This is a genomic window from Streptomyces sp. NPDC052042 (genome assembly GCF_044548345.1).
In the GTDB taxonomy this organism is placed as follows: Bacteria; Actinomycetota; Actinomycetes; order Streptomycetales; family Streptomycetaceae; genus Streptomyces.
Genome location: NZ_JBIUBU010000010.1, coordinates 176,092 through 195,714, shown reverse-complemented (window position 1 = coordinate 195,714; position 19,623 = coordinate 176,092). Strand labels below are relative to the sequence as shown.

13 protein-coding genes are annotated in these 19,623 nt (G+C 68.6%); 11 read left to right on the top strand and 2 right to left on the bottom strand.

The window, feature by feature from the left end:
* Positions 1 to 38: 38 nt before the first annotated feature.
* Positions 39 to 1,313, top strand: coding sequence for a transcriptional regulator (locus ACIHCL_RS18885; protein ID WP_399863071.1), 1,275 nt, complete (start codon positions 39 to 41; stop codon positions 1,311 to 1,313).
* On the opposite strand, the gene ACIHCL_RS18880 is transcribed toward ACIHCL_RS18885, so the two are convergent.
* Positions 1,294 to 1,953 carry an HAD family hydrolase gene (locus tag ACIHCL_RS18880; protein WP_399863069.1) on the bottom strand — a complete coding sequence of 220 codons (660 nt, stop codon included), beginning with the start codon at positions 1,951 to 1,953 and terminating at the stop codon, positions 1,294 to 1,296. The two genes, ACIHCL_RS18885 and ACIHCL_RS18880, sit on opposite strands and share 20 nt — an antisense overlap.
* 1,340 nt (positions 1,954 to 3,293) lie before the next feature.
* Here ACIHCL_RS18880 and ACIHCL_RS18875 point away from each other — a divergent pair.
* The 10 genes from ACIHCL_RS18875 (at position 3,294) to ACIHCL_RS18830 (ending at position 18,926) form a co-directional block, all read left to right on the top strand.
* Positions 3,294 to 4,535 carry a cytochrome P450 gene (locus tag ACIHCL_RS18875; RefSeq protein ID WP_399863067.1) on the top strand — a complete coding sequence of 414 codons (1,242 nt, stop codon included), beginning with the start codon at positions 3,294 to 3,296 and terminating at the stop codon, positions 4,533 to 4,535.
* Positions 4,532 to 5,290 carry an HAD family hydrolase gene (locus tag ACIHCL_RS18870; protein ID WP_399863065.1) on the top strand — a complete coding sequence of 253 codons (759 nt, stop codon included), beginning with the start codon at positions 4,532 to 4,534 and terminating at the stop codon, positions 5,288 to 5,290. Before ACIHCL_RS18875 ends, ACIHCL_RS18870 begins: the two co-directional genes overlap by 4 nt.
* A 4-nt stretch (positions 5,291 to 5,294) precedes the next feature.
* Entirely contained in the window at positions 5,295 to 6,878 is a 1,584-nt protein-coding gene (locus ACIHCL_RS18865) for a prenyltransferase/squalene oxidase repeat-containing protein (protein WP_399863063.1), read from the top strand.
* Between the two features lie 454 nt (positions 6,879 to 7,332).
* The gene (locus tag ACIHCL_RS18860) at positions 7,333 to 10,674 is read left to right on the top strand and encodes a helicase-related protein (RefSeq protein ID WP_399863061.1); all 3,342 of its coding nucleotides are present in this window, start codon (positions 7,333 to 7,335) and stop codon (positions 10,672 to 10,674) included.
* Positions 10,671 to 13,400: a class I SAM-dependent DNA methyltransferase gene (locus ACIHCL_RS18855; RefSeq protein ID WP_399863060.1), complete on the top strand. Its 2,730-nt coding sequence runs from the start codon at positions 10,671 to 10,673 to the stop codon at positions 13,398 to 13,400. Before ACIHCL_RS18860 ends, ACIHCL_RS18855 begins: the two co-directional genes overlap by 4 nt.
* Before the next feature lie 388 nt (positions 13,401 to 13,788).
* A complete protein-coding gene (locus ACIHCL_RS18850) occupies positions 13,789 to 14,460 on the top strand; it encodes a Crp/Fnr family transcriptional regulator (protein ID WP_399863058.1) in 672 nt (223 codons plus the stop codon).
* A gap of 164 nt (positions 14,461 to 14,624) precedes the next feature.
* Positions 14,625 to 15,536, top strand: coding sequence for a hypothetical protein (locus ACIHCL_RS18845; RefSeq protein WP_399863057.1), 912 nt, complete (start codon positions 14,625 to 14,627; stop codon positions 15,534 to 15,536).
* Entirely contained in the window at positions 15,533 to 17,617 is a 2,085-nt protein-coding gene (locus ACIHCL_RS18840) for a hypothetical protein (RefSeq protein ID WP_399863055.1), read from the top strand. Before ACIHCL_RS18845 ends, ACIHCL_RS18840 begins: the two co-directional genes overlap by 4 nt.
* Positions 17,614 to 18,522: a hypothetical protein gene (locus tag ACIHCL_RS18835; protein WP_399863053.1), complete on the top strand. Its 909-nt coding sequence runs from the start codon at positions 17,614 to 17,616 to the stop codon at positions 18,520 to 18,522. Before ACIHCL_RS18840 ends, ACIHCL_RS18835 begins: the two co-directional genes overlap by 4 nt.
* Positions 18,523 to 18,674: 152 nt before the next feature.
* Entirely contained in the window at positions 18,675 to 18,926 is a 252-nt protein-coding gene (locus ACIHCL_RS18830) for an antitoxin (protein ID WP_399863052.1), read from the top strand.
* A 75-nt stretch (positions 18,927 to 19,001) separates the two neighbouring features.
* On the opposite strand, the gene ACIHCL_RS18825 is transcribed toward ACIHCL_RS18830, so the two are convergent.
* Positions 19,002 to 19,148 carry a hypothetical protein gene (locus ACIHCL_RS18825; RefSeq protein ID WP_399863050.1) on the bottom strand — a complete coding sequence of 49 codons (147 nt, stop codon included), beginning with the start codon at positions 19,146 to 19,148 and terminating at the stop codon, positions 19,002 to 19,004.
* Positions 19,149 to 19,623: the final 475 nt, after the last annotated feature.

Here is a 19,623-nt window from a genome sequence, read left to right as displayed (position 1 = left end):
TGTCACTCTCAGACGAGAGTTCGTCCCGGAGGAGATTCATGTCCCGTCCCGCAGGCAACACCCGACTCAAGTCCGCCCGCCTGGCTGCCGGATACAACTCGCAACAGGCTCTGGCCGACGCCATCACCGAGACAGCTCCCAAGCTGGGCATCAGGGGGCTCGCCGTCGGTGTCCGACAGATCCGGCGCTGGGAGTCCGCCACGCCGCCCTGGCCACAGCCTGACGTCCACCGAGTCCTGACCCACCTCCTGGGTCAGAGCATGGAGGACTTGGGATTCACCCCGCCCTGGGGAACCGAGAGCCGCCCCGTCGGCTCGACGGTCCGCAGCACCCCTCGCACCCCCCTGACGGGTGCGCGGCTGGCCAGCATCCCCGCGCAGGCGGGCGTCACAAGGCAGCCGGTCACGGTGGGCAAGGACTTCGAGGCCGTCACCCGTTCCCATCGGCACCTCTACTGGTCCGTGGCACCGGCCGTACTTCACCCCGCGGTCCTGGAACACGCTCGTCTGGGATGCGCTCTCCTGCCCGAGACGGCGAACCCCGCTCGCCAGACCCTCGCCGGCGCACTCGCCGAGTCCTATCTCCTGGCCGGTCGCATCGAGTTCTTCGACCTACGCCAGCCCGAGCAGTCCTCGGAAACCCTCTTGCATGCCCTGCAGGCGGCAGGGGAAGCGGACGATCCTCTTCTCGGATCGGCCATCCTGGCGCACATGGCCTTCGCCCCCGGCTGGGCCGAGGACCGTGAAACGGCGATCGAGCGCATGATGGCGGCCCGCACCTACGCTCGACGCGGAGACGCCTCCGCGGAGCTCTGGGCGTGGCTGGACGCGGTCGAGGCGGAATGCGAGACCCGATGCGGCGACCCTCGTGCGGCACTCCGCCTGATCCACCACGCCGAGGACGCCCTCTCCTCGGGCTCGGAGCACCCCACTCCTGACTGGCTGGACTGGTTCAGCTGGGTGCGACTGTCCGCGTTCAAGGGGAACACGCAGCTGAAGGCCGGCCACCTGCCGCAAGCACGCCAGACCCTCCAGGAGGTTCTCGACGACCTGCCGCCCGAGTCGGACAAGCAGCGCACGGTAGTCCTCGGCGATCTCGCCGCGGTCGAAGCCGCGGACAGCCACCCGGAGGCGGCATGCCAGTACGCCGTCCAAGCCCTCGACCAGCTCGCCATCACCTGGTACGCGACAGGCATGGAGCGGATCCGCGAAGTCCGGCGCACGCTCGCTCCATGGCAGAACGAGCAGTGCGTCCGAGACCTCGACGATCGTCTCTACGACTGGGGCACGACAGTCAGCGCTCTCCAGCGTTGAACTTGGCGATCTTCTCAGGCAGCTCCGCGAGCGAGTCGATGCGCATCGTGGTGATCGAGTCCGCGTCCGGGTCACGCTGCTGAATCGTGCCCCACGGCCCACGCCGAATCAGAGCTGTCAGAAGTCCGGCCTGCACGGCCGGGCGGATGTCGTTGTCGAGCCGGTCGCCGACGTACAGGATCTCGCCCGGCTCGGCAGGCGTCGCCTCGATGACGCGGTCGAAGAACTTCACGTCTGGCTTCGACGCCCCCCAGTCGTCACTGGTTGCGATCAGGTCGGACGGAAGGTCCAGCCCGCGCAGCAGGCCGCCGGCCCGCACGGTCTGGTTTCCAGCGATGCCCACCCACAGGCCGGCCTCCCGCAGCGCGGCCAGCGTAGGGCGAACGTCGGAGTAGAGGTCGTCCTCGCCGAACCATTCCGGCTTCCCGGCCGCCGCGCGCTTCTCGCGCTCTTCGGTCAGGTCAAACCCCGGACGAAACTCCTGAAACGTCTCGCGATAGTCGCGCCCCTGCGCGATGACCGCCCCGAACATCGCCGCGAAGGTATGCCGCGGCACCCCCAGCCAGTCCGCCCAGGTCCCGTACTCCCGGGTCTCGTCGACAAGACACTCACCCACGTCGAACACCACCGCACGAATCATGCCCGCAGGTTAGACGGTGCGGCGCGGGGAGGACCCAGGCCTGTCAGATTGCGGCTGAATCCCCACCCGTTACCTGAGCTGATCACGCGAGAGCGAACGTCTCGCCAAAGTGTTGGCAGGAGACGTCGGCGAAGGCGGGATGAGACGAAGCCGTGCGGCCCCAGCTCGTAGGCCCCGGGGCCTGTACAGGGGGGCCTCGTGTCATGCTGCGGCTCATGATGTTCCCCGAGGCCGGAACCGCGGACTCCCCCAGCAACGCCGCGACCAAGGTGCCTCGGCGCGCCAGCAGAACAGGAGTAAGGAACACATGAGGGGTAGGGAGCTTCCCGCGACGGAGGCGAACGGTCAGGAAGACGCCCAGTTGTACATGCAGGATTGCTATTTGGACGAGGGGGAGGACAGGCGGAACGAGCCAGCTGTCCTGGTGCGCGCGAGTGCACCCGACAACCGAGACGTCTTCCACAGCGACGATCGCTGTGGACTGATCACAGGGGAAAGCCGGCACCCGGAACAGGCGAGCTGGATGCTGCTCGGTGACGCGCGAGCGGTCGGCTACGGACCTTGCGCCCGTTGCGGGACATCCGTCTGACGGGCCAGTCCCGAGCGTGACTTGAGCGAATGCCTCACCATGAACCTGGATACGCCCTGAGGGCCGCGCTCCCTGGTCTCAGTTCTGGTCTCATTCGCCCCCGTCCGGCCGCGTCCAGACGGGGCCACCCCGAACACTCCGCCGCAGGTCAGGACACCCATGACCTCCGCCGGACATCCATACGAACATTTGGAAAACGTGTTGGGGGGCAACCCCTCACGAGTTCGAATCTCGTATCCTCCGCACCCGCCTGAACAGGCGAAACGAAGGGTTCCGCTGAAACTTCAGCGGGACCCTTCGTCGTTCATCCAGCCTTCGTTGCCCTGGTCTTCGTCCACAGAGGGGCTCTCCGAGGTCCCCCAGACCACCTCGGCGGGCTTCCGGCAGCCTGCTTGAGCATCGGACCGGTCACAAAGCCCGCCGTACCGGCGGCCGGGAAGCAGCCGACAGTCGTCGATGCGGTGCTCGTTCCAGGGGTGACGGGCGATTCCGCAGAGGCGGGTGCAGAGCTGCTCGAACGCCCACAGGCGGGTGATACCCCGCAGGTCGAAGCCGACGTGCGGACTGCCGCCGGTAGAGCAAGATCTTGGCGCCGCCGCCCGAGTCCAGGCGGTGCCGTGGGTGTGCGGGAAGGTGGGCCACAGCCGAGCCTGCCACTCGTTCGCGTGGTTTGGAGGATTCCGGGAGGGATCGGGGCCGGCCCGCTGTGAGGATCTCCTGGGCCCGCAACGCGCTCGCACCGGAGGCAGTCATGGCACAGCCCTTGACCGACGATGAAGATCCACCGACGGGCTTCGACCCCCGCGGCCGTGATCAGAACGACCTTTACGGTGCGTTGGCGCGGCTCGGCGGCCGCGGCAGACTCGTTTACTCGCCGGAGCTCCAGGCGTGGTGTGTGACCGGGTACGACGACATCGCGGCGATCCTGCGCAGCGACGAGGCCTTCTCCGCACACGATCACAAACCGCGCCCTCTGACGAACCTGCCGCCGGACGTCGAGGAGATGCTGAGCACCTGGAGCGGGGCGTCGGCTTCGCTGGGTGAGATGGACCCGCCCGAGCACACCAGGGTGCGGTCGGTGATCAACGCGGGATTCACCCCGCAGGCCCTGCGGGGTGCGGAGGCGGACATCAGGGCCACGGCCGCACGCATGCTGCAACCCCTCGTGAAGGTAACGGAGTTCGACCTCATCACCGATTTCGCACTGCCCTACGCGTTGACGGTGATCATGCGCTTCCTCGGCATCCCCGACGAACACCACCAGGACTGCCTGCGCTGGTCCGACCACAAGGTCCAGCTCATGGTCGGCCGCGACCACACACCGGAGCAGTTACGGGAGTACGCCACCGGGCTGCGCGCATTCGGTGACTTCGCACGGGAGTTGACCGCACAGCGGCTGGCCGCTCCGCGCGACGACCTGATCAGCACCATGCTGCACGAGAGCCCCCACGGCCACCGGCTCACCCCGGACGAGGTGGCCGCGCTGATCCCGACCCTGATCATCACCGGCCACACCACGCTGGCACAGGCGCTGGCCATCGTCGTCAGGGACCGGCTGCACTCACCGGGCGGCTGGGCCGCGCTGGTGGGCTGCACCGTGCCGATTCCCGACCTCGTCGAGGAGGGCCTACGGCTGGACTGCCCGGTGGTCGGGATGTACCGCACCACCGTACGGGAGGTGACGGTCGCCGACCGCGTCCTGCCCTCCGGGAGCAGGGTGTTGCTGCTGTACGGGGCCGGCAACCACGATCCCGGCCGGTACCCGGCTCCGGACAGGTTCCTGCCTGAACGGTGGCCTGCCGCACCGCACTTGGCGTTCGGCCGGGGTACGCACTACTGCGCGGGCGCCGCCCTGGCCCGGACGGAGCTGCGCATCGCTCTGGAGGAGCTGGCCGCCCGGCTCCCGGGGCTGTCGGCGGCGCCGGAGGCCGCCGCCGCGTACCGGCCGACGTTCCCGTTGCGGGCCCTGACCGCCCTGCGGGTGCGGCCGTGACCGCGCCGTTCGACTGCCCCGGCAGCACGCCCTCGCCCGCACCGCCGGACGGCCGCCGACGCCCGTTCGACGCGGTGATCGCCGACGTGGACGACACGCTGACGATCGACAACTCGGCCCGCGAGCTCCTGACAGCCCTGGGAATCCCTCTGCGGGGGCTGGCCGATCTGATCCGCGAGTCCGAATCCGGACGGATCAGACAGCAGGTCGCCGACCAGCGCCTGCTGGCCCTGCTGACCTCCACCGGCCAGGTCACCCGCGGTGCCGCCGAGGCGGTGTTCTCGAAGATCAGGCTGCGGCCTTCGGTGCCGCCGGTGATCCGCGCCTTCCAACGAGCCGGGCTGCGGGTGGGGCTGATCTCCGCCTCCTTCAACACCTATGTCGAACGGATGGCGGTGCGCCTGGGGGCCACCGACTGGTACAGCAATGTCCAACTCATGTTCGATGATGCCGAGTTGCTGACCTCGGTGAACTTCACGATCGACGCCGCCCGGCTCAAGCACCGGCAACTCCACGACTTCTGCACCCGTCACGGGCTGCACCCCAGCCGGGTGCTGGTGGCGGGCGACAGCAAGTACGACCTACAGATGTTCGCCTGCACTGGACGAGGCGCGCTCATGGTCTGCTCGCACAACACCCACTTGCATCCGCACGCCTGGCGGGTCGTCGACCGCATCGACGAGCTGGCCGCCCTGACGGCCGCCCCAGCACCACACTCCGTCGACAGCACCATCCACCTCGCTTCCGAAAGGTGATCCCGTGCGCTTCCGACCCACCCTGCCCGATCACATCCGCTGGCCCGAGGACTCGCTTCCCATCGGCTGGCGTGCCGCGATGCACCGGCTCACCACGTACGTGATCGAGCGTGTCGAATCCGACGGCGGGGTTCGCGACCCCTGCCACAGCCGGGTGCTGGAGTCCGCACTCGCGCTCTCGCTCCTGCGCGGTATGCCCGACCGGGCCGATCGTGCCGCACGGATCGCCGGCTATCTGGACCGGCGCCGCAGCACCGCCCACCCGCTGGAGCAGGCGGTCATCGCGGCGGCCTGCGGCACCCCGGCCGGAAGCCGGCCCCTCGACCTCGACGCCTACATCGCGCAGGCCCCCGACTTCACCGGTCGCCGCAAGCGTGCCACCTTCGATGCGCTGCTCATCGCCTGCGGCGCCGAGCACGACACGGACCGGGAGCCGGACCCGGCGTCCTTCTCCAACGCTGGGCTCCACCCCTGGGCGGACGTCCAGACCACCTCCGTGAAGGTCATCTGGGCGACGGTGCCGGGCGTGACAGGCCGGGTCGAACAGCGTGACGTCGACCTGCTGCTGTCCACCCAGGGCAGGAGCGGGATCTGGGAGGGCAACCTGTTGGTGCACCTGTCCGTGCTGCACGCGCTGCACCGGCTGGGCGGGCATGAGGACGTGGTCCGGGCCGGAGTGGACAGGCTCCTGGAACACCAGCGCCGCGACGGAGGCATCCCCTTCTTCACCGACACCGACACCTGGTGCACCGCGACCGCGGGCGTGGCGCTGCTGGCCGCCGGCGCACCCGACGAGGTCGTCCGGGCCATCGCCGACAACCTCGTCGAGCGGCAGAAGCCGAACGGCGGGTGGTCGGTGACCGACGTCTCCGACGTCACCGACAACGACGACGTCTCGGTAATCCTCGAACTCCTCCAGACCCTCGGCGACCCCGCACACGAGGCGGCCGTCGACAGCGCCCGGCAGGCACTGCTCGCCACCCGCGGCCCCGACGGTGGCTTCCCGACCTATGTCGCCGGTGCCCCGTCCGAGGCGTGCATGACCGCCGCCGCGATCAACGCCCTCACCTGCCGACCGCCCCACGACCCCGCCGTACTCACCGACGCCCTGGCGTATCTCACCGCCCAGCAGCGCGCGGACGGCACCTTCCCGCCGGACTGGAGCGCCAGCAGGCTCCACACCGTGTTCCGTGCTGTGCTGGCCGTCTCGCACTTCGACGAACCCGGCGCGCACGGACTGCGGTCGAAGGCGCTGGATCACATTCTGCGCAGCCGGAACGGCGACGGAGGCTGGGGCCAGCAGCCCGGCTCGCCCAGCGACCCGGTCAGCACCGCCTACGCCCTGATCGCCCTGTGCCACCAGCCGGACCCACAGCCCGTCGCCGCCGGCGTCGCCTACCTGATGGCCAGGCAGAACAGCGAGGGAAGCATCGACTCGATCTCCGACTCCATCGGGCCACGCCCCTTCGTCTTCCGCGTCCCCGTCCTGGGAGACGTCTTCACGCTCATGGCCCTCGGCCACGTCTCCCGCCGCATAGCACTCGTCCCGGCCCAGGCCGCGGAAGAACCGATCCCGGCAGGGCGCTGACCCGAACCCGACTCCGGCCACCGCCTCCGGACGCACTCCCACGGCCCGTTCCGATCAGCCGTCCGGTCTCGGTCCTGATCTCGTTCATCCCTGTCCGGCCTGGTCCAGCCGCTGCCCCGCGGTCCACTCCACCGCAGCTCAGAACGGGTACGGATCTGCGGTGGACCAAGCTGAGCAGCATGGGAAAGCGTGTTGGGGGCAACCCCTCACGAATTCGAATCTCGTATCCACCGCATCCGCCCACCAGGGCGGACGAGGGCCCTGACCGCGCAGCGGTCGGGACCCTCGTCGTCGCACGGCCTCAGCCACTCCCCAAGGGCGTCCCGGAGAGCTCGGCCCCCGCCCGTCGATCGGGCGCCCTGAAAGGCGTTGCCCCGCCCCGCCGTAGCATCGGAGCTGCCTCCGCGCCTCCCACGCGGAATTCGTCCAGCCACCGGTGCCAGGAGCAAGCTCTGTGCCTGAGATCTTTGACAACCTCGACGATCAGCAGTTGGGGACTGCGCTGAAGCAGTCGCTGGCCGGCTTCGCCACCGTCGATGTCGCGACCGGGTACTTCGACATGCGCGGCTGGGACTCGTTCAAAGACCTCGTCGAGTCCAAGCGCGGGGCCGAGGGGGCCGGCGGGGCCGGGGCCCCGGTGGTGCGCCTCCTTGTCGGCATGGTCGCCCCCAGTGACTCGGACACGATCCTCGAGTCGTTGCAGCGGGACGTGCAGTCCCCGCACGGCGACGACGAGCAGTACCACGACATGGGGACAGCACACTCGCGCAAGGAGCGTCTGGTCGGTCACCTGCGCAATCAGCTGATGCGCGGGCTGGCGACCACGAAGGGCCGCGCCACCCTGGACACCCTGCGCAGCCAGCTGGCTGATGGCCTGGTGCAGGTGAAGGTGTTCACCGAGAAACCGCTCCACGGGAAGACGTACATCTTCCACAAGCCCGGTGACCACCACACGCCTCGATTCGCTTATGTCGGCTCCTCCAACTTCACGGGCGCGGGGCTCTACAGCAACCTCGAACTGAACATCGAGGTCCCCGACAAGGACGCGACCCAGAAGCTCGCGACATGGTTCGACAACCGGTGGGACGACCCTTTCTCTCTCACCATCACCACCGAGATCATGGATCTGATCGCGGCGTCCTGGGCCGGTGACCAGCCGACCCCGTTCGAGGTGTACCTCAAGGTCTGCCACGAGCTGTCCCAGGATGCCCGCGCCGGCATGGGCTACGTCCTGCCGCCGTCGATGAGGAACCTGCTGCTCGACTACCAGGAGACGGCGGTGCGCACCCTCGCACGCCGGATAGTCCGGCGGGGCGGCACGATGCTCGGTGACGTCGTGGGCATGGGCAAGACCCTCACCGCCATCGCGACCGCGCTCATGCTGCAGGGGGCCGAGGACTACTCCACCCTCGTCCTGTGCCCGAAGAACCTCGAAGCGATGTGGCACAAGCATCTGGAGAAGTACGACGTCAACGGCCGCGTCGTGCCGTACTCGACGGCCGCCGGGCGGCTCCCCGAACTGAAGCGGTTCAACCTCGTCATCTGCGACGAGTCGCACAACCTGCGCAACAGCACACGCGTCGACTACGAGGCCATCCACCAGTACGTCCGCGACAACGGCGCGAAGGTACTGCTGCTGACGGCGACACCGTTCAACCTGGCTTTCACGGATGTCGCCAACCAGATAGGGCTCTACCTCGACGATGACGACGACCTGGGTATCGAGCCCACGGTCGCGCTGGGGAAGGAGCCCGGTCTGCGGGCCAAGGTCGACGGCAAGACGACCACTCTCACCGCGTTCCGCAGATCGGCCGAGGCCGAGGACTGGAAGCGCCTCATGAGCGACCACCTCGTGCGCAGGACCCGGTCGTTCGTCAAGCGGTCCGCGAAGACGGAGTCGGTCGTCGCACCGGACGGAACCACGGTCGAGCGGGAGTATCTCGAATTCGCCAACGGACAGCGGTTCCACTTCCCGACACGCGTACCGCGTCCGCTGGTGCACGACTTCGCCGAGGACGACGTGGCCCGGGAGATGGAGAGCGACGCGACGCTCGACGCAGTGGCCTCGCTGCTGCTGCCCCGCTACCGACTGTCCTCGTACGACAACCCGAAGGCCGAGCACACCGACACGGATCGTGCGGTCCTGGACGACATCCGCTCCGGCCGGGGCAATGTCGTCGGCTTCGTCCGTACCGGCCTCTTCAAGCGGCTGTCCTCGTCGGGGCACTCGTTCATCGTGTCGCTCACCCGCCAGCGGGCCCGCAACGAGCTGTTCCTGTACGCGATCGACGAGGGGCTCCCCCTCCCCATCGGCACGTTCACCGACGCCCAGCTGCGGTTCACCGATCTCGGCGCCGACTCCGAGACCGAGGCCGACGGTCCTCTGCTGCACGGCGACATGGCCGGCCGCTACGAACAGCTGAAGCACTCGCTGCCCAGGAACACCAAATGGATCAACTCCACGGTGTTCACGCCGGCGCTGCGGGCCGACCTCCGGCGGGACAACGAGACCATCGAGGCGCTGCTCGCCCGGTTCGGAACCTGGGACGTCACCCGCGACTCCAAGGTCAACCGGCTTGTGGACCTGCTGCGTCACGAACACCCCGGTGAGAAGGTCCTGGTGTTCAGCGAGTACGTGGACACCGCCACCTATATCGCCCAGGCGCTGCAGGATGCCGGCATCGGAAGGGTCGGGCTCGTCAGCGGCGGCACCGCCGACCCCGCCGAGATCGCCAAACGCTTCTCTCCCCGCTCCAACGCACTGCCCGACGACGAGCACGACCCCTCGGCCGCGCCGGCACCCGACGACGAGCTCGACGTCCTGGTCGCCACCGACGTGCTCTCCGAGGGGCAGAACCTTCAGGACGCGCACATCGTCGTCAATTACGACCTGCCCTGGGCGATCATCCGCATCATCCAGCGGGCAGGCCGTGTGGACCGCGTCGGTCAGGCTTCCGACCACGTGTACGTGTATCTGATCACTCACGACAAGGTGGAGCAGCAGATCAATCTGCGTCGGCGGATCAAGCAGCGGCTCGCCGACAGTGCCCAGGCGTTCGGTTCGGACGAGCAGTTCTTCGGGTCCGAGCGCGAGGTCGAGATCCTTGAGGACCTGTACAACGGCAAGTTGTCCGACACCGACGAGGACGAAGGCGAAGCGGACGCCGTCAGCGAGGCGTACCTGGTGTGGTCCCATGCCACCGAGCGGTACCCCGACCTCGTCCGACGCGTCCTCGCCTCGCAGGACAACATCGGTAGTACCCGCTCCCCACGGGTTGCCGAGAGCGGCGACCAGGTCGCCTGCTTCATCAACACCCGGTCCGGAGTCGAGGCGTTCGCGATCTCCGCCCCCGGCCCGGACGGGGTGATGAGGGAGCGGCTGGTGACTCCGCTGGAGGCGCTGCGGGTGTTCGAGGCCGAGCCCGACACTCCGGTACGGGAACCGCTGGGCGACTTCTTCGAACGCGTCGAGCAACTGGTACACGGCCCGCTGACCACGGAGGCGGTGGCCGAGGGGAACCTCAAGGGCACCCGTAAGCGCGTGTGGGAGCGGCTGCACGGCAGCACCGGCACCCTGTTCACGGATCAGGCGCGTGAGGCACTCAACGCACTGCACGAACGGCCCCTGACGGAGCACGCCAACGCCAGGCTTCGGATCGCCCTGCGGAACCGGTACAGCTACGACGACCTCATCGACGTGCTGAACCAGCTCCACGAGGACGACAGGCTGGTCATCAGGACCAGCGAATCCGACCCCATCAAGATCGTCTGCTCGATCGGAGTGACCCCCGCATGAACAACCGCCTGATCGAGCGCGTCGAGTCGCACAGCTACCGCGACCTGTTCCTCAAGGACCTGCATTGGTCCGCGCCCGCCCATAGGCGGCCCGTCGTCCTCACGACCGACGAGGGCGAGTCGATCGCGGCCGAGAACGTCTCCAGTCACAAGGGCGTCTGCGTCTGGGTGTGCGCTCAGCGGCCCGGGTCGGCCCTGGAGGCCCAGCTCGACCAGTTGATCGCTCAGCAGTCGGTCGACCGGCTCATCATCTTCCACGACGGGAACGAGCAGGTCTGGCGCTGGCCGGTGCGCAGGTCCACGGGCAGCGGCACGACCACACGGCTTTCGTCGCACCGCCACACCACGGGGCAAGAGAATCCGAACTTCGCCCACCGGCTCGAATCGATCCGTATCGACTGGAACCAGCCGCCGGATGCGACTGGGTTGATCGCCCAGGTGCGACAGGCCTTCGACGTCGAAGCGCAGAACGAGACCCGTCAGGCTTCCAAGCTCATGGCCCGCATGTACGCGTCGCTCGAATCATGCGGAACGTCGGAGCACGAGATCTCCGTCAGTCTGGCCCGGATTCTGTTCCTGATGTTCGGTGACGACACCGACATGTGGCAGGCCGGCCTGTTCCAGCGTTTCATCGCGACCCACACCGAACCGGACGCCTCGGACCTGGCGCCCCGGCTGAACGAGCTGTTCACCTGGTTGGACAGAGCGGACGAGGACCGCGGCCCCGCGCCCGAGCATCTGCGCGGCTTCAAGTACGTCAATGGCGGGATCTTCAACGAACCGATCACCCTGCCCGCCCTGAAGCCCGAGTTCCGAGACACGGTACTCGAGGCATGCCAGAGGGACTGGGCCACGGTGAGTCCGGCCATCTTCGGGTCGATGTTCCAGTCGGTACGCGACGCGAAAACCCGTCGCGAACTCGGAGAGCATTACACCTCCGAAGAAAATATCCTGAAGACACTCAATCCGCTTTTCCTGGACGAATTGCGCGCCGAGTTCGAGGCCACCAAGTCAAAAAAGAACGAGAAACTGGCCCTCACGCGGCTTCGCGACAGAATCGGACGTCTGAAATTCCTGGACCCCGCCTGCGGGTGCGGCAATTTCATAATCATCGCCTACCGTGAACTCCGCGACCTGGAGCTGCGGATCATGGAGAGGTTGCAAGAGCTCACCGGCAGCAATCAGATGCTCCTGGCCAATCTCGGCCTCAAAGTCACCCTCGACAACTTCTACGGAATCGAAATCGACGAGTGGCCGGCCAAGATCGCCGAGACGGCCATGTTCCTGATGGACCGCCAGGCCGACCTGAAACTCATCGAGCGCCTCGGATGGGCTCCCGACCGGCTGCCCATCCGGCGTCAGGCCACCATCACCGTGTCCAACGCGGCCCGACACGACTGGTCGCTGCTGGTCGAGCCCGGCCCTGACGTGATCGTCGCCGGCAATCCTCCGTTCATCGGCCAATACACCAAGACGGCGGAGCAGATCGCGGATGCCAAGCACGCGTGGGGGGCACGCTACGACGGCTACCTCGATTATGCGACGGTCTGGCACGCAAAAGTCATGGAGTACTTCAAAGGCAGCCCCGGCCAATTCGCCTTCGTCACGACGAACTCCATCACGCAGGGCCAAGCCGTCCCGGCCCTTTTCGAAGCCCTCCAACACGACGGATGGCGCATCAAGTTCGCCCACCGGACCTTCGCCTGGACTTCGGAGGCGGCGGGCAAAGCAGCCGTCCACTGCGTCATCATCGGGTTCGCCAAGGCAGGCAGGGAGGGCAGGAAGGGGCAGCGGCTCTTCGATTACCCGGACGTCGGGGGCGACCCCATCGAAACACCGGTCGTCAACGGGATCAATTCCTATCTGATCGACGGCCCGGACCTTCTCGTACGCAAACGCTCCAAACCGATCTCCGCCCAAGTTCCGCCCGTGGTGTACGGTTCGAAGCCGACCGACGGGGGCGGGCTCATCGTCGAGCCGGGCGATCGGGACAAGGTAGTCGCCGACCCCATAGCGGCGAGGTACGTGCGAACCTACCTCGGCGCCGACGAGTTGACGCAGGCAAAAGACCGCTGGTGTCTCTGGCTGGAAGGCGCCGACCCCGCCGATCTGGCGGCGAGCCCGGTGCTGGCGGCAAGGCTGAACTCTGTGCGCGAGAAGCGACAAGAAAGCTCTAAAGCACAGACCCGCGCACTCGCTGCCTCTCCTCAGCTCTTCGCAGAGAATCGGCAACCCGAGGTCCCCTACCTCGCCATCCCGGCGCACGTCAGTGAGGCTCGACGCTACTTCACCGCCGCGCGGTTCGGTGCGGACGTCATCTGCGGAAACGCTAATTTCCTCACCCCGGACGAGGATGGTTTCCTCTTCGGGCTCATCTCGTCCTCGATGTTCATGACGTGGCAGCGGGCGATCGGAGGTCGCATCAAGTCCGATCTCCGCTTCTCCAACACCATCGTATGGAACAACCTTCCGCTGCCGTGGACACCTCCGGACCTGCGGCAAGAAATAATCGAGAAGGGTCGCGGAGTCATTTCGGTCCGCCAGCTCGCTCCGCATAAATCTCTGGCCGAACACTATAAAGTCACGGCAATGGACGCTGATCTCGTCGCAGCCCATGATGCGCTGGACGCGGTGGTGGACAAGGCATTCGGCGCATCTCGGATGTGCCGGACGGAGGCGGAGCGCCAGTCGATCCTCTTCCGGCGCTACCACGAGCTCACCGGCTGAGAGCCGGAGCCGTTACGGACAGGTAGGAGGCGGAAGCACGCGGAGGCGCCGGGCAGCGCGGAGGTGCAGGCGTCAAAAGCGTGGAAAGGCGGGCAGGACCCGGCCCGGAGCGGCCGGGTCCTACCCGCCTTTCCGCCGACCGCTCGTTGGTGTCCCCGTACCCTCCCGGGCTCCGAACGCGATCCACACCCTGTGCATGGGCCCCGACGTCGGCGGCTGCGCCCGAACCCACAGAACTCCCGGCGCGCTCCAGGGGGAGGCTCCCCCGGTCGGCGGCGATGGCAGCCGGCCCCGAGTAGAACTCGTGGGGCCGGGGGAGGACGACAGGGCCGCCCGTGGGCGACAGCCGGGGCTAGGGCGGGTACCGGGCGAACGAGGAAGGCGTCGAGTGCTTTCGGACGAGACATGGCGCGAGCTGCTGGAGCAGGGAACACCCCGCACCTTTCCCGAACGCGGCGTGATGCTCCGGCAGGGCTCCGCGGGAACCTATCTGCTCGCACTCACCCAGGGCCTCGCCAAGGTCGTGTGCCGGGAACCGGACGGGGCCGTGACCTGGCTCGCCTTCCGGGGGCCGGGTGACCTGTTGGGAGAGGTGTCCGTCTTCAACAGCACCTCGCGCACCGCGGAGGTGATCGCGCTCACCCCGTGCACGGCGGTAGTGCTGGAGGCGGAACGGTTCCGGCGGTTCGTCGAACGGCGGGGGCTCGTCATGGATTTGATGCGACAGGCCCTGTCCCGGTTGCGGGAGTCCGACGCGCACCGCACCGAGCTGCTGACGCTTCCGCTGGTCGTGCGGCTGGCGCGGACCCTGCTGCGGCTGGCGGAACTCACCTCGCCCGCCGCGGAACCGGGCGTCGTGCGGCTGACCGGTCTGAGCCAGGAGGAGGTCGCCCAGGCGATCGGAGTGACCCGCAACGCGGTCATCACCGGGTTGCAGCGACTGCGTGAGTCCGGTGCCGTGGAGACGGCCCGCAGGGCGATCGTCATCAAGAACATGAACGAGCTGCGCGGCTGGGCGAATACCGCCACGGCGCCCGGACCGGCGCGCCCGGGTGATTGAGCCCCGCCGCCGTCCGAGCGGGCCCCTGCCCCGAGCACGCGCGCTGTGATGTGGAACACCCGGGAAGTGCCCTGCGCTGGGCAGTTCACCGGACGGAACAGGCGGAGTCTCGAACCAGCCGATCCCGGCTTCGCCACCTTCCCTCCTTCCACGAGGAGTTCACCGTGTACACGCCTGTCCCCGCCCCGCACACCGAGAGCCGGCCACTGCCTCCCTACCGTGCGCTGTTCGCCGTCGACGCGAAGGACTTCACCGGACTCTCCGCCGTGCAGCACGGCCCGGTGAGCCAATTGATCCCCGAGCTCGTCGACCAGGCGCTCGAACGGGCCGGGCTCCACGAACTGCGCGACTCCAAGCGCTTCCCGGCCAGCACCGGGGACGGTGTGGTGTTCGGTTTCGATCCAGCGATGCTGCCGTTCGTGCTCTGGCCGTTCCTGGGCGTGCTGGACGATGTCCTCGGGTCGTACAACCAGCAGTTCGTGGGGCCCCGCATCCGGCTCCGGGCCAGTGTCCACGTGGGGCCGCTGCCTGACGCCGGCCGACCGGACGACGGCAACGGCACCGCGCGCAACGACACCCACCGCCTGCTGGACTCCCGGCCGGTGAAGGCGATCCTGGCCGCGGCGAGCGAACAGGTCACCCATCTGGCGGCGGTGATGTCGCACCGCGTCTACGAGGACGTCGTACTCGGCGGATACACCGGACTCCACCCGGACCGCTGTGTGGAGGTCCCGGCCACCGTGGACGGAAAGAACTTCTCCCAGCGTGCCTGGCTGTATGTTCCGTCGCCCTCCGGGAACCTCGTGCAGGCCGGTGTGCGGGCCCGCGAGGAGCCGGCGGACCGCGCCGACGCCGCGCCCACCGAGCCGGGGGAAACGTCGGCGGACCGGTACGGAGCCGGGTACAGCGGCAATACCCAGCGCGTCGGCGAGGGGGCCGCCGTGATGGGCGATGTGGGCCGGGACGTCGTGTACACCGGCAAGTCCACCTCGTACCAGGGCACCAACCAGCACTGGGGCAGTGGTGACAACGTGACCGGGGACAAGCGGACCGGCGAGTCCGGGGACCGCCGGTGAGCACCGGGGCGGGCACCGTTCCGGGACCGGACGACTCGGACGCCTACGAGCGGCCGGGGGCCAAAAACTCCTACCGCGACAACCAGCAGCGGCTGGACCGGGGCATGGCGGTCATGGGCGGGATCACGGGCGACGTCACCATGGTGATCGGCGCTTCGTCCGACGAGTCCGTCACGGACCACATCGTCAAACCACGTCTGCGGGAGGGCCCGTACCCCGCGGACGACGTCCTCGGCCGACTGCGCGCGTTCGTCGAGCCGCCCGCCTACACCCGGTGCCGCAAGATGCTCGACGGCCATGTGCTCGTGCTCAGGGCCGGCGCCGGAACGGGGGCGAGCACCGCCGCGTTCGCGCTGCTGGCGGAGCGGCACGGGCCCGACGGCATCACCGGCCTGGACTCCTCGGAGGACCTCTCGCGCTGGCGCCCGGCAGAAGGGCGCGGCTATCTGCTCCAGAGCCTGTCCCCGGCTGCCGCCGACCCGCTCGGCGAAGTCGTCCTCACCGCGCTGACCGGGCTGCTGCGCCGGGCGGGCGCCCATCTCGTCATCACCGTCCGCAAGGAGACGCCGCTGCCCGTCAGCACGACGCCCTGGCAGGTCGTGCATCACCCACCGCCGGCGGCCGAGGTGGCGACGAAGGGCCTCAACACCATGTTCGAGGCGGGTGAACTCACCGTCGCCCAGCGGTCGGAGGCATTGAAGCTCCTCGCTTCCTCCGGCTTCGCCGGTTATCTGCATGCCCATCCGCTGCCCCGGGACGCGGTGGGCGTCGCCCATGGTCTGCGCGAGGTCGTCGTGTCGGGGAAGGACGCCGACTCCGTCCTCGACGACCTTCGGACCGGCAGCCCCGCAGAGGCCCACAAGGTGCTGGCCCAGTCGCGTCACCGAGCCGACGACATCTCCCTCATGGCCGCGGTCTCGCTGCTGTCCGGGCTGGACCGTACGGTCGTCGAGGGGTACGGGGCCGTGTTGCGGCCTCTCGTCCTCGAACGCTGCGGTCCGGCACCGGCCGCCGCGGGGGCCGGGCAGCTCGAATCGGCGGGAGCGGCCGACCAGGAGCCCGGGCCCCGGCGCGACGTTCTCGGACCGGCTTTCGAGGACCGGCTGGCAGCGGTCGGAGCCCGGCTGCTACCGGCCCGCGTCGAAGCCGGGAAGCGCTACCCGGTCCAGCCGGTGGCCTTCTCCGGCCGGCACCGCTCGGAGTCCCTGCTCCGCTGTCTGTGGCTGGACTACGAGGGCATGGCGGGGCTGCTGTGGAGAGCCCTGGCAGCAGCTCCGCACCACCCCGGCGTCGAACTGGCGGCGGGCCAGGCGATCGGCAGGGTGCTGGCACACGCCACCGGTCCGGACGCCCTGCGCCAGCTCCAGACCTTCGCCGGGTCCGAGAAGCGCTGGCATCGTCGGCTGGTCGCCTACGCGCTCGGGGAGGTGGCCCAGTACCCGGCGCTCACCGGCGCGGTCCGGGAGCAGTTGAGGCTGTGGAGCCAGGCCGCGCACCTACCCCTCCGGTGCACCGTGGCCGAGACCTGCGGCGGCGGCTACGGCCTGGCCCGCCCACCTGTGGCCCTGAAGCTCCTGGACGCCGCACTGGACGGGCCGTCGGACACGGATCTGGAACGCGGCCTGCGCTCCGCCGTGTCCTTCGCGCTGGGAACCCTGCTCTCCGAGCGGGCCAACCACGGTCTCGTCCTCGCATACCTGTGGCGCTGGCAGGAGGCCGAGGCGGGGACACCGCGCCACGCCCTGGCGGCGCATGTCATCGGCTCGATGAGCCTGGTCGGTTTCCCCCGTCCGGGCACGTCCGGCGCAGGGCGCCTGCGTCTCGCCGGCCTGCTCACAGACCACCCCGAACAGGCCCTCCGGATGGTGGTGAAGGGCCTCGACGACCCGGTCACGCACACGGCGGTGGCCCAGGGGCTTTCCCTGATCGAGAACGACCCGGACGAACGGCGGCGCACCGCCTTTCCCCGCTTCCTCGCCGCGCTCTCCGGTACGGCCCGGGGCCACCGCGGGGTCATGCGCTTCGTCCTGGGCCGCCATCGCACCCGCACGGGCTCCCCGACAGAAGGGTTCGCCTCATGACCGGTCCTCTCATCACGCCCCTGAACTCCTCGCCGACCTGGCAGTTGCTCCGCCACCGACTCGGTTTCCGGGAGGACCGCGCTCTGGTCTTCCTCGCGCACAACGGGGCCGACGCGATGGTGCCGCCCGGCACCGGCGACTACTGGGGGTACCCGCGGCCCACGGCGAGTGCGGTGCACCAAGACGACTTCTTCGACATCGTGTGGGTCTCGCTCACGAGCCGGCAGCTCTCCGTCGACATCCCGCGTCGGGCACCGAAGCCCCCTGCTCGTTACGGCGTCGCCTGGCGGGTCAGCAACCCGGTCGTGGCGGCCAGGAACCAGATCACCGAGGAAGCCGCCGAACAGCTGGTGAGCCGTCACATCAACGAGAACGCCACTCTGCCGGGCACCGCCGACCCGCTGCGGGAGCCGCCGCCCCATCCCGGTACGACCCAGGTCGAACCGCCCGGACAACCACAGGTGATCGACGGCTCCGGAATCACGTACTGGTTCCTGGACCCTCCGGCCGCGTTCCGGCCCACCCCGGGCATCGGTGCCGAACCCGTCCTCCCGCCCGGCTTCGGTGAAGCGCACCGTGAGGCGTACGGCTTCTACCGGGAGGTCGTCGCCGGCGGGCCCGTCGGTCTGGCGGCCCTCTGGCTGCTGCACCAGCCGGAACAGGCGCGAGAGGTGCTCGACTGGACGGTGAACCACCACGGCCTCCTCTCCGACAAGGACAGCTGGGAACACACCCTCGCGGCCACACTGCATGCGCTGACACCGGAGGACCGGGGCTTCGTGGGCGTCAACCTGGCGCGTGTCCTGAGTGATGTGGGGGTCCCGCAGGGCGACGAGATCCTCGACAGGATCAACCGCGCCGACAAGGCGGAAGGCTGGACCACCCCCGACGGGGAACGCCCGTGACCATCCCCTCCGCCTTCCTGCCCGTCCGGGTGGGGGCGCGGATCCCTCCGGACGCATATTTCACGGACCGTCACCCATCTGCCACGTCCTCGTGGAATCATGTTTCTGACCTTTCTGACCAGGCACTTCACTAAAGGAAACAGGTATTCCGCATGTTTGACGCTCTGAAGAACTTCAAGGAGAAGGCCGAGGAGATCGCCGAGACGCACGGCGGCAAGATCACCGAGGGGCTTGAGAAGGCCGGCGGCTTCATCGACGACAAGACCGGCCACAAGCACAGCGGCACGATCGACACCGCCGTCGACAAGGCGCAGGAGTTCGTCGAGAAGCTGGGCGAAAAGGGCGAGAACAGCGAGAACAGCGAGAAGAGCGAGAAGAGCGAGAAGAGCGAGAAGAAGGACTGACGGGGCCGTCCTCCGCCCCTCGGCCCGGTGGCCCGGTGTCTGTCCCCCCTCGGCCCGGCGGACTGGCACCGGGCCTCAGCCCTGGTAGCCCCGGCCCTGATTCTGAAGTTGCTCGGCGGGGCGGCATACGGGGATGCCCTGGAAGCTGCGCGGACCGTCGTGGGCGGCGCCATGCACCGGGCCCTCCGCGGTGGCGACGACCGTATCGATGGTCCGCTGCACCGCGCCGTCCGGTCGTCTCCGCCCACTCCGGACCCCGTGCCCGTACCCGCGCGGCCGGGCCGAACGCGGACGGGCGGCACTCGCGCGCAGGGGCGGGCAACGGCGCTCTCAACGCGTGCCTTGCGTGCTTTGGTGGCTGGGAGAGCCGCAGCCCTTGACGCGGGCGGAAACGGCCGCCTCGACGAGGGCGGGAATCCGGGAGCCTGGGAACCCCGGCGGCGGGGCCGGTAGCGACCCCGGACACAAACAGTCCCCGGTAGTCCTTCTCGATCTCATGGGTTTTCGACCGTCGTCGAAAGCTCCGGGATCGGGTGGATCTGCCGGGGGCCTGGCCAGAGCCAACGAGTGGGTCACTCGCACCAGCGAACGTCTCCGCCGACGGTGCGGCTCACTCTGGTTTTCTGGTGTATTGACTAGTTTCCTCCCGTTTTCTGCCGAGTCAAGGGCTCGTCCAGCCCTTTTTCAGATTTTCGGG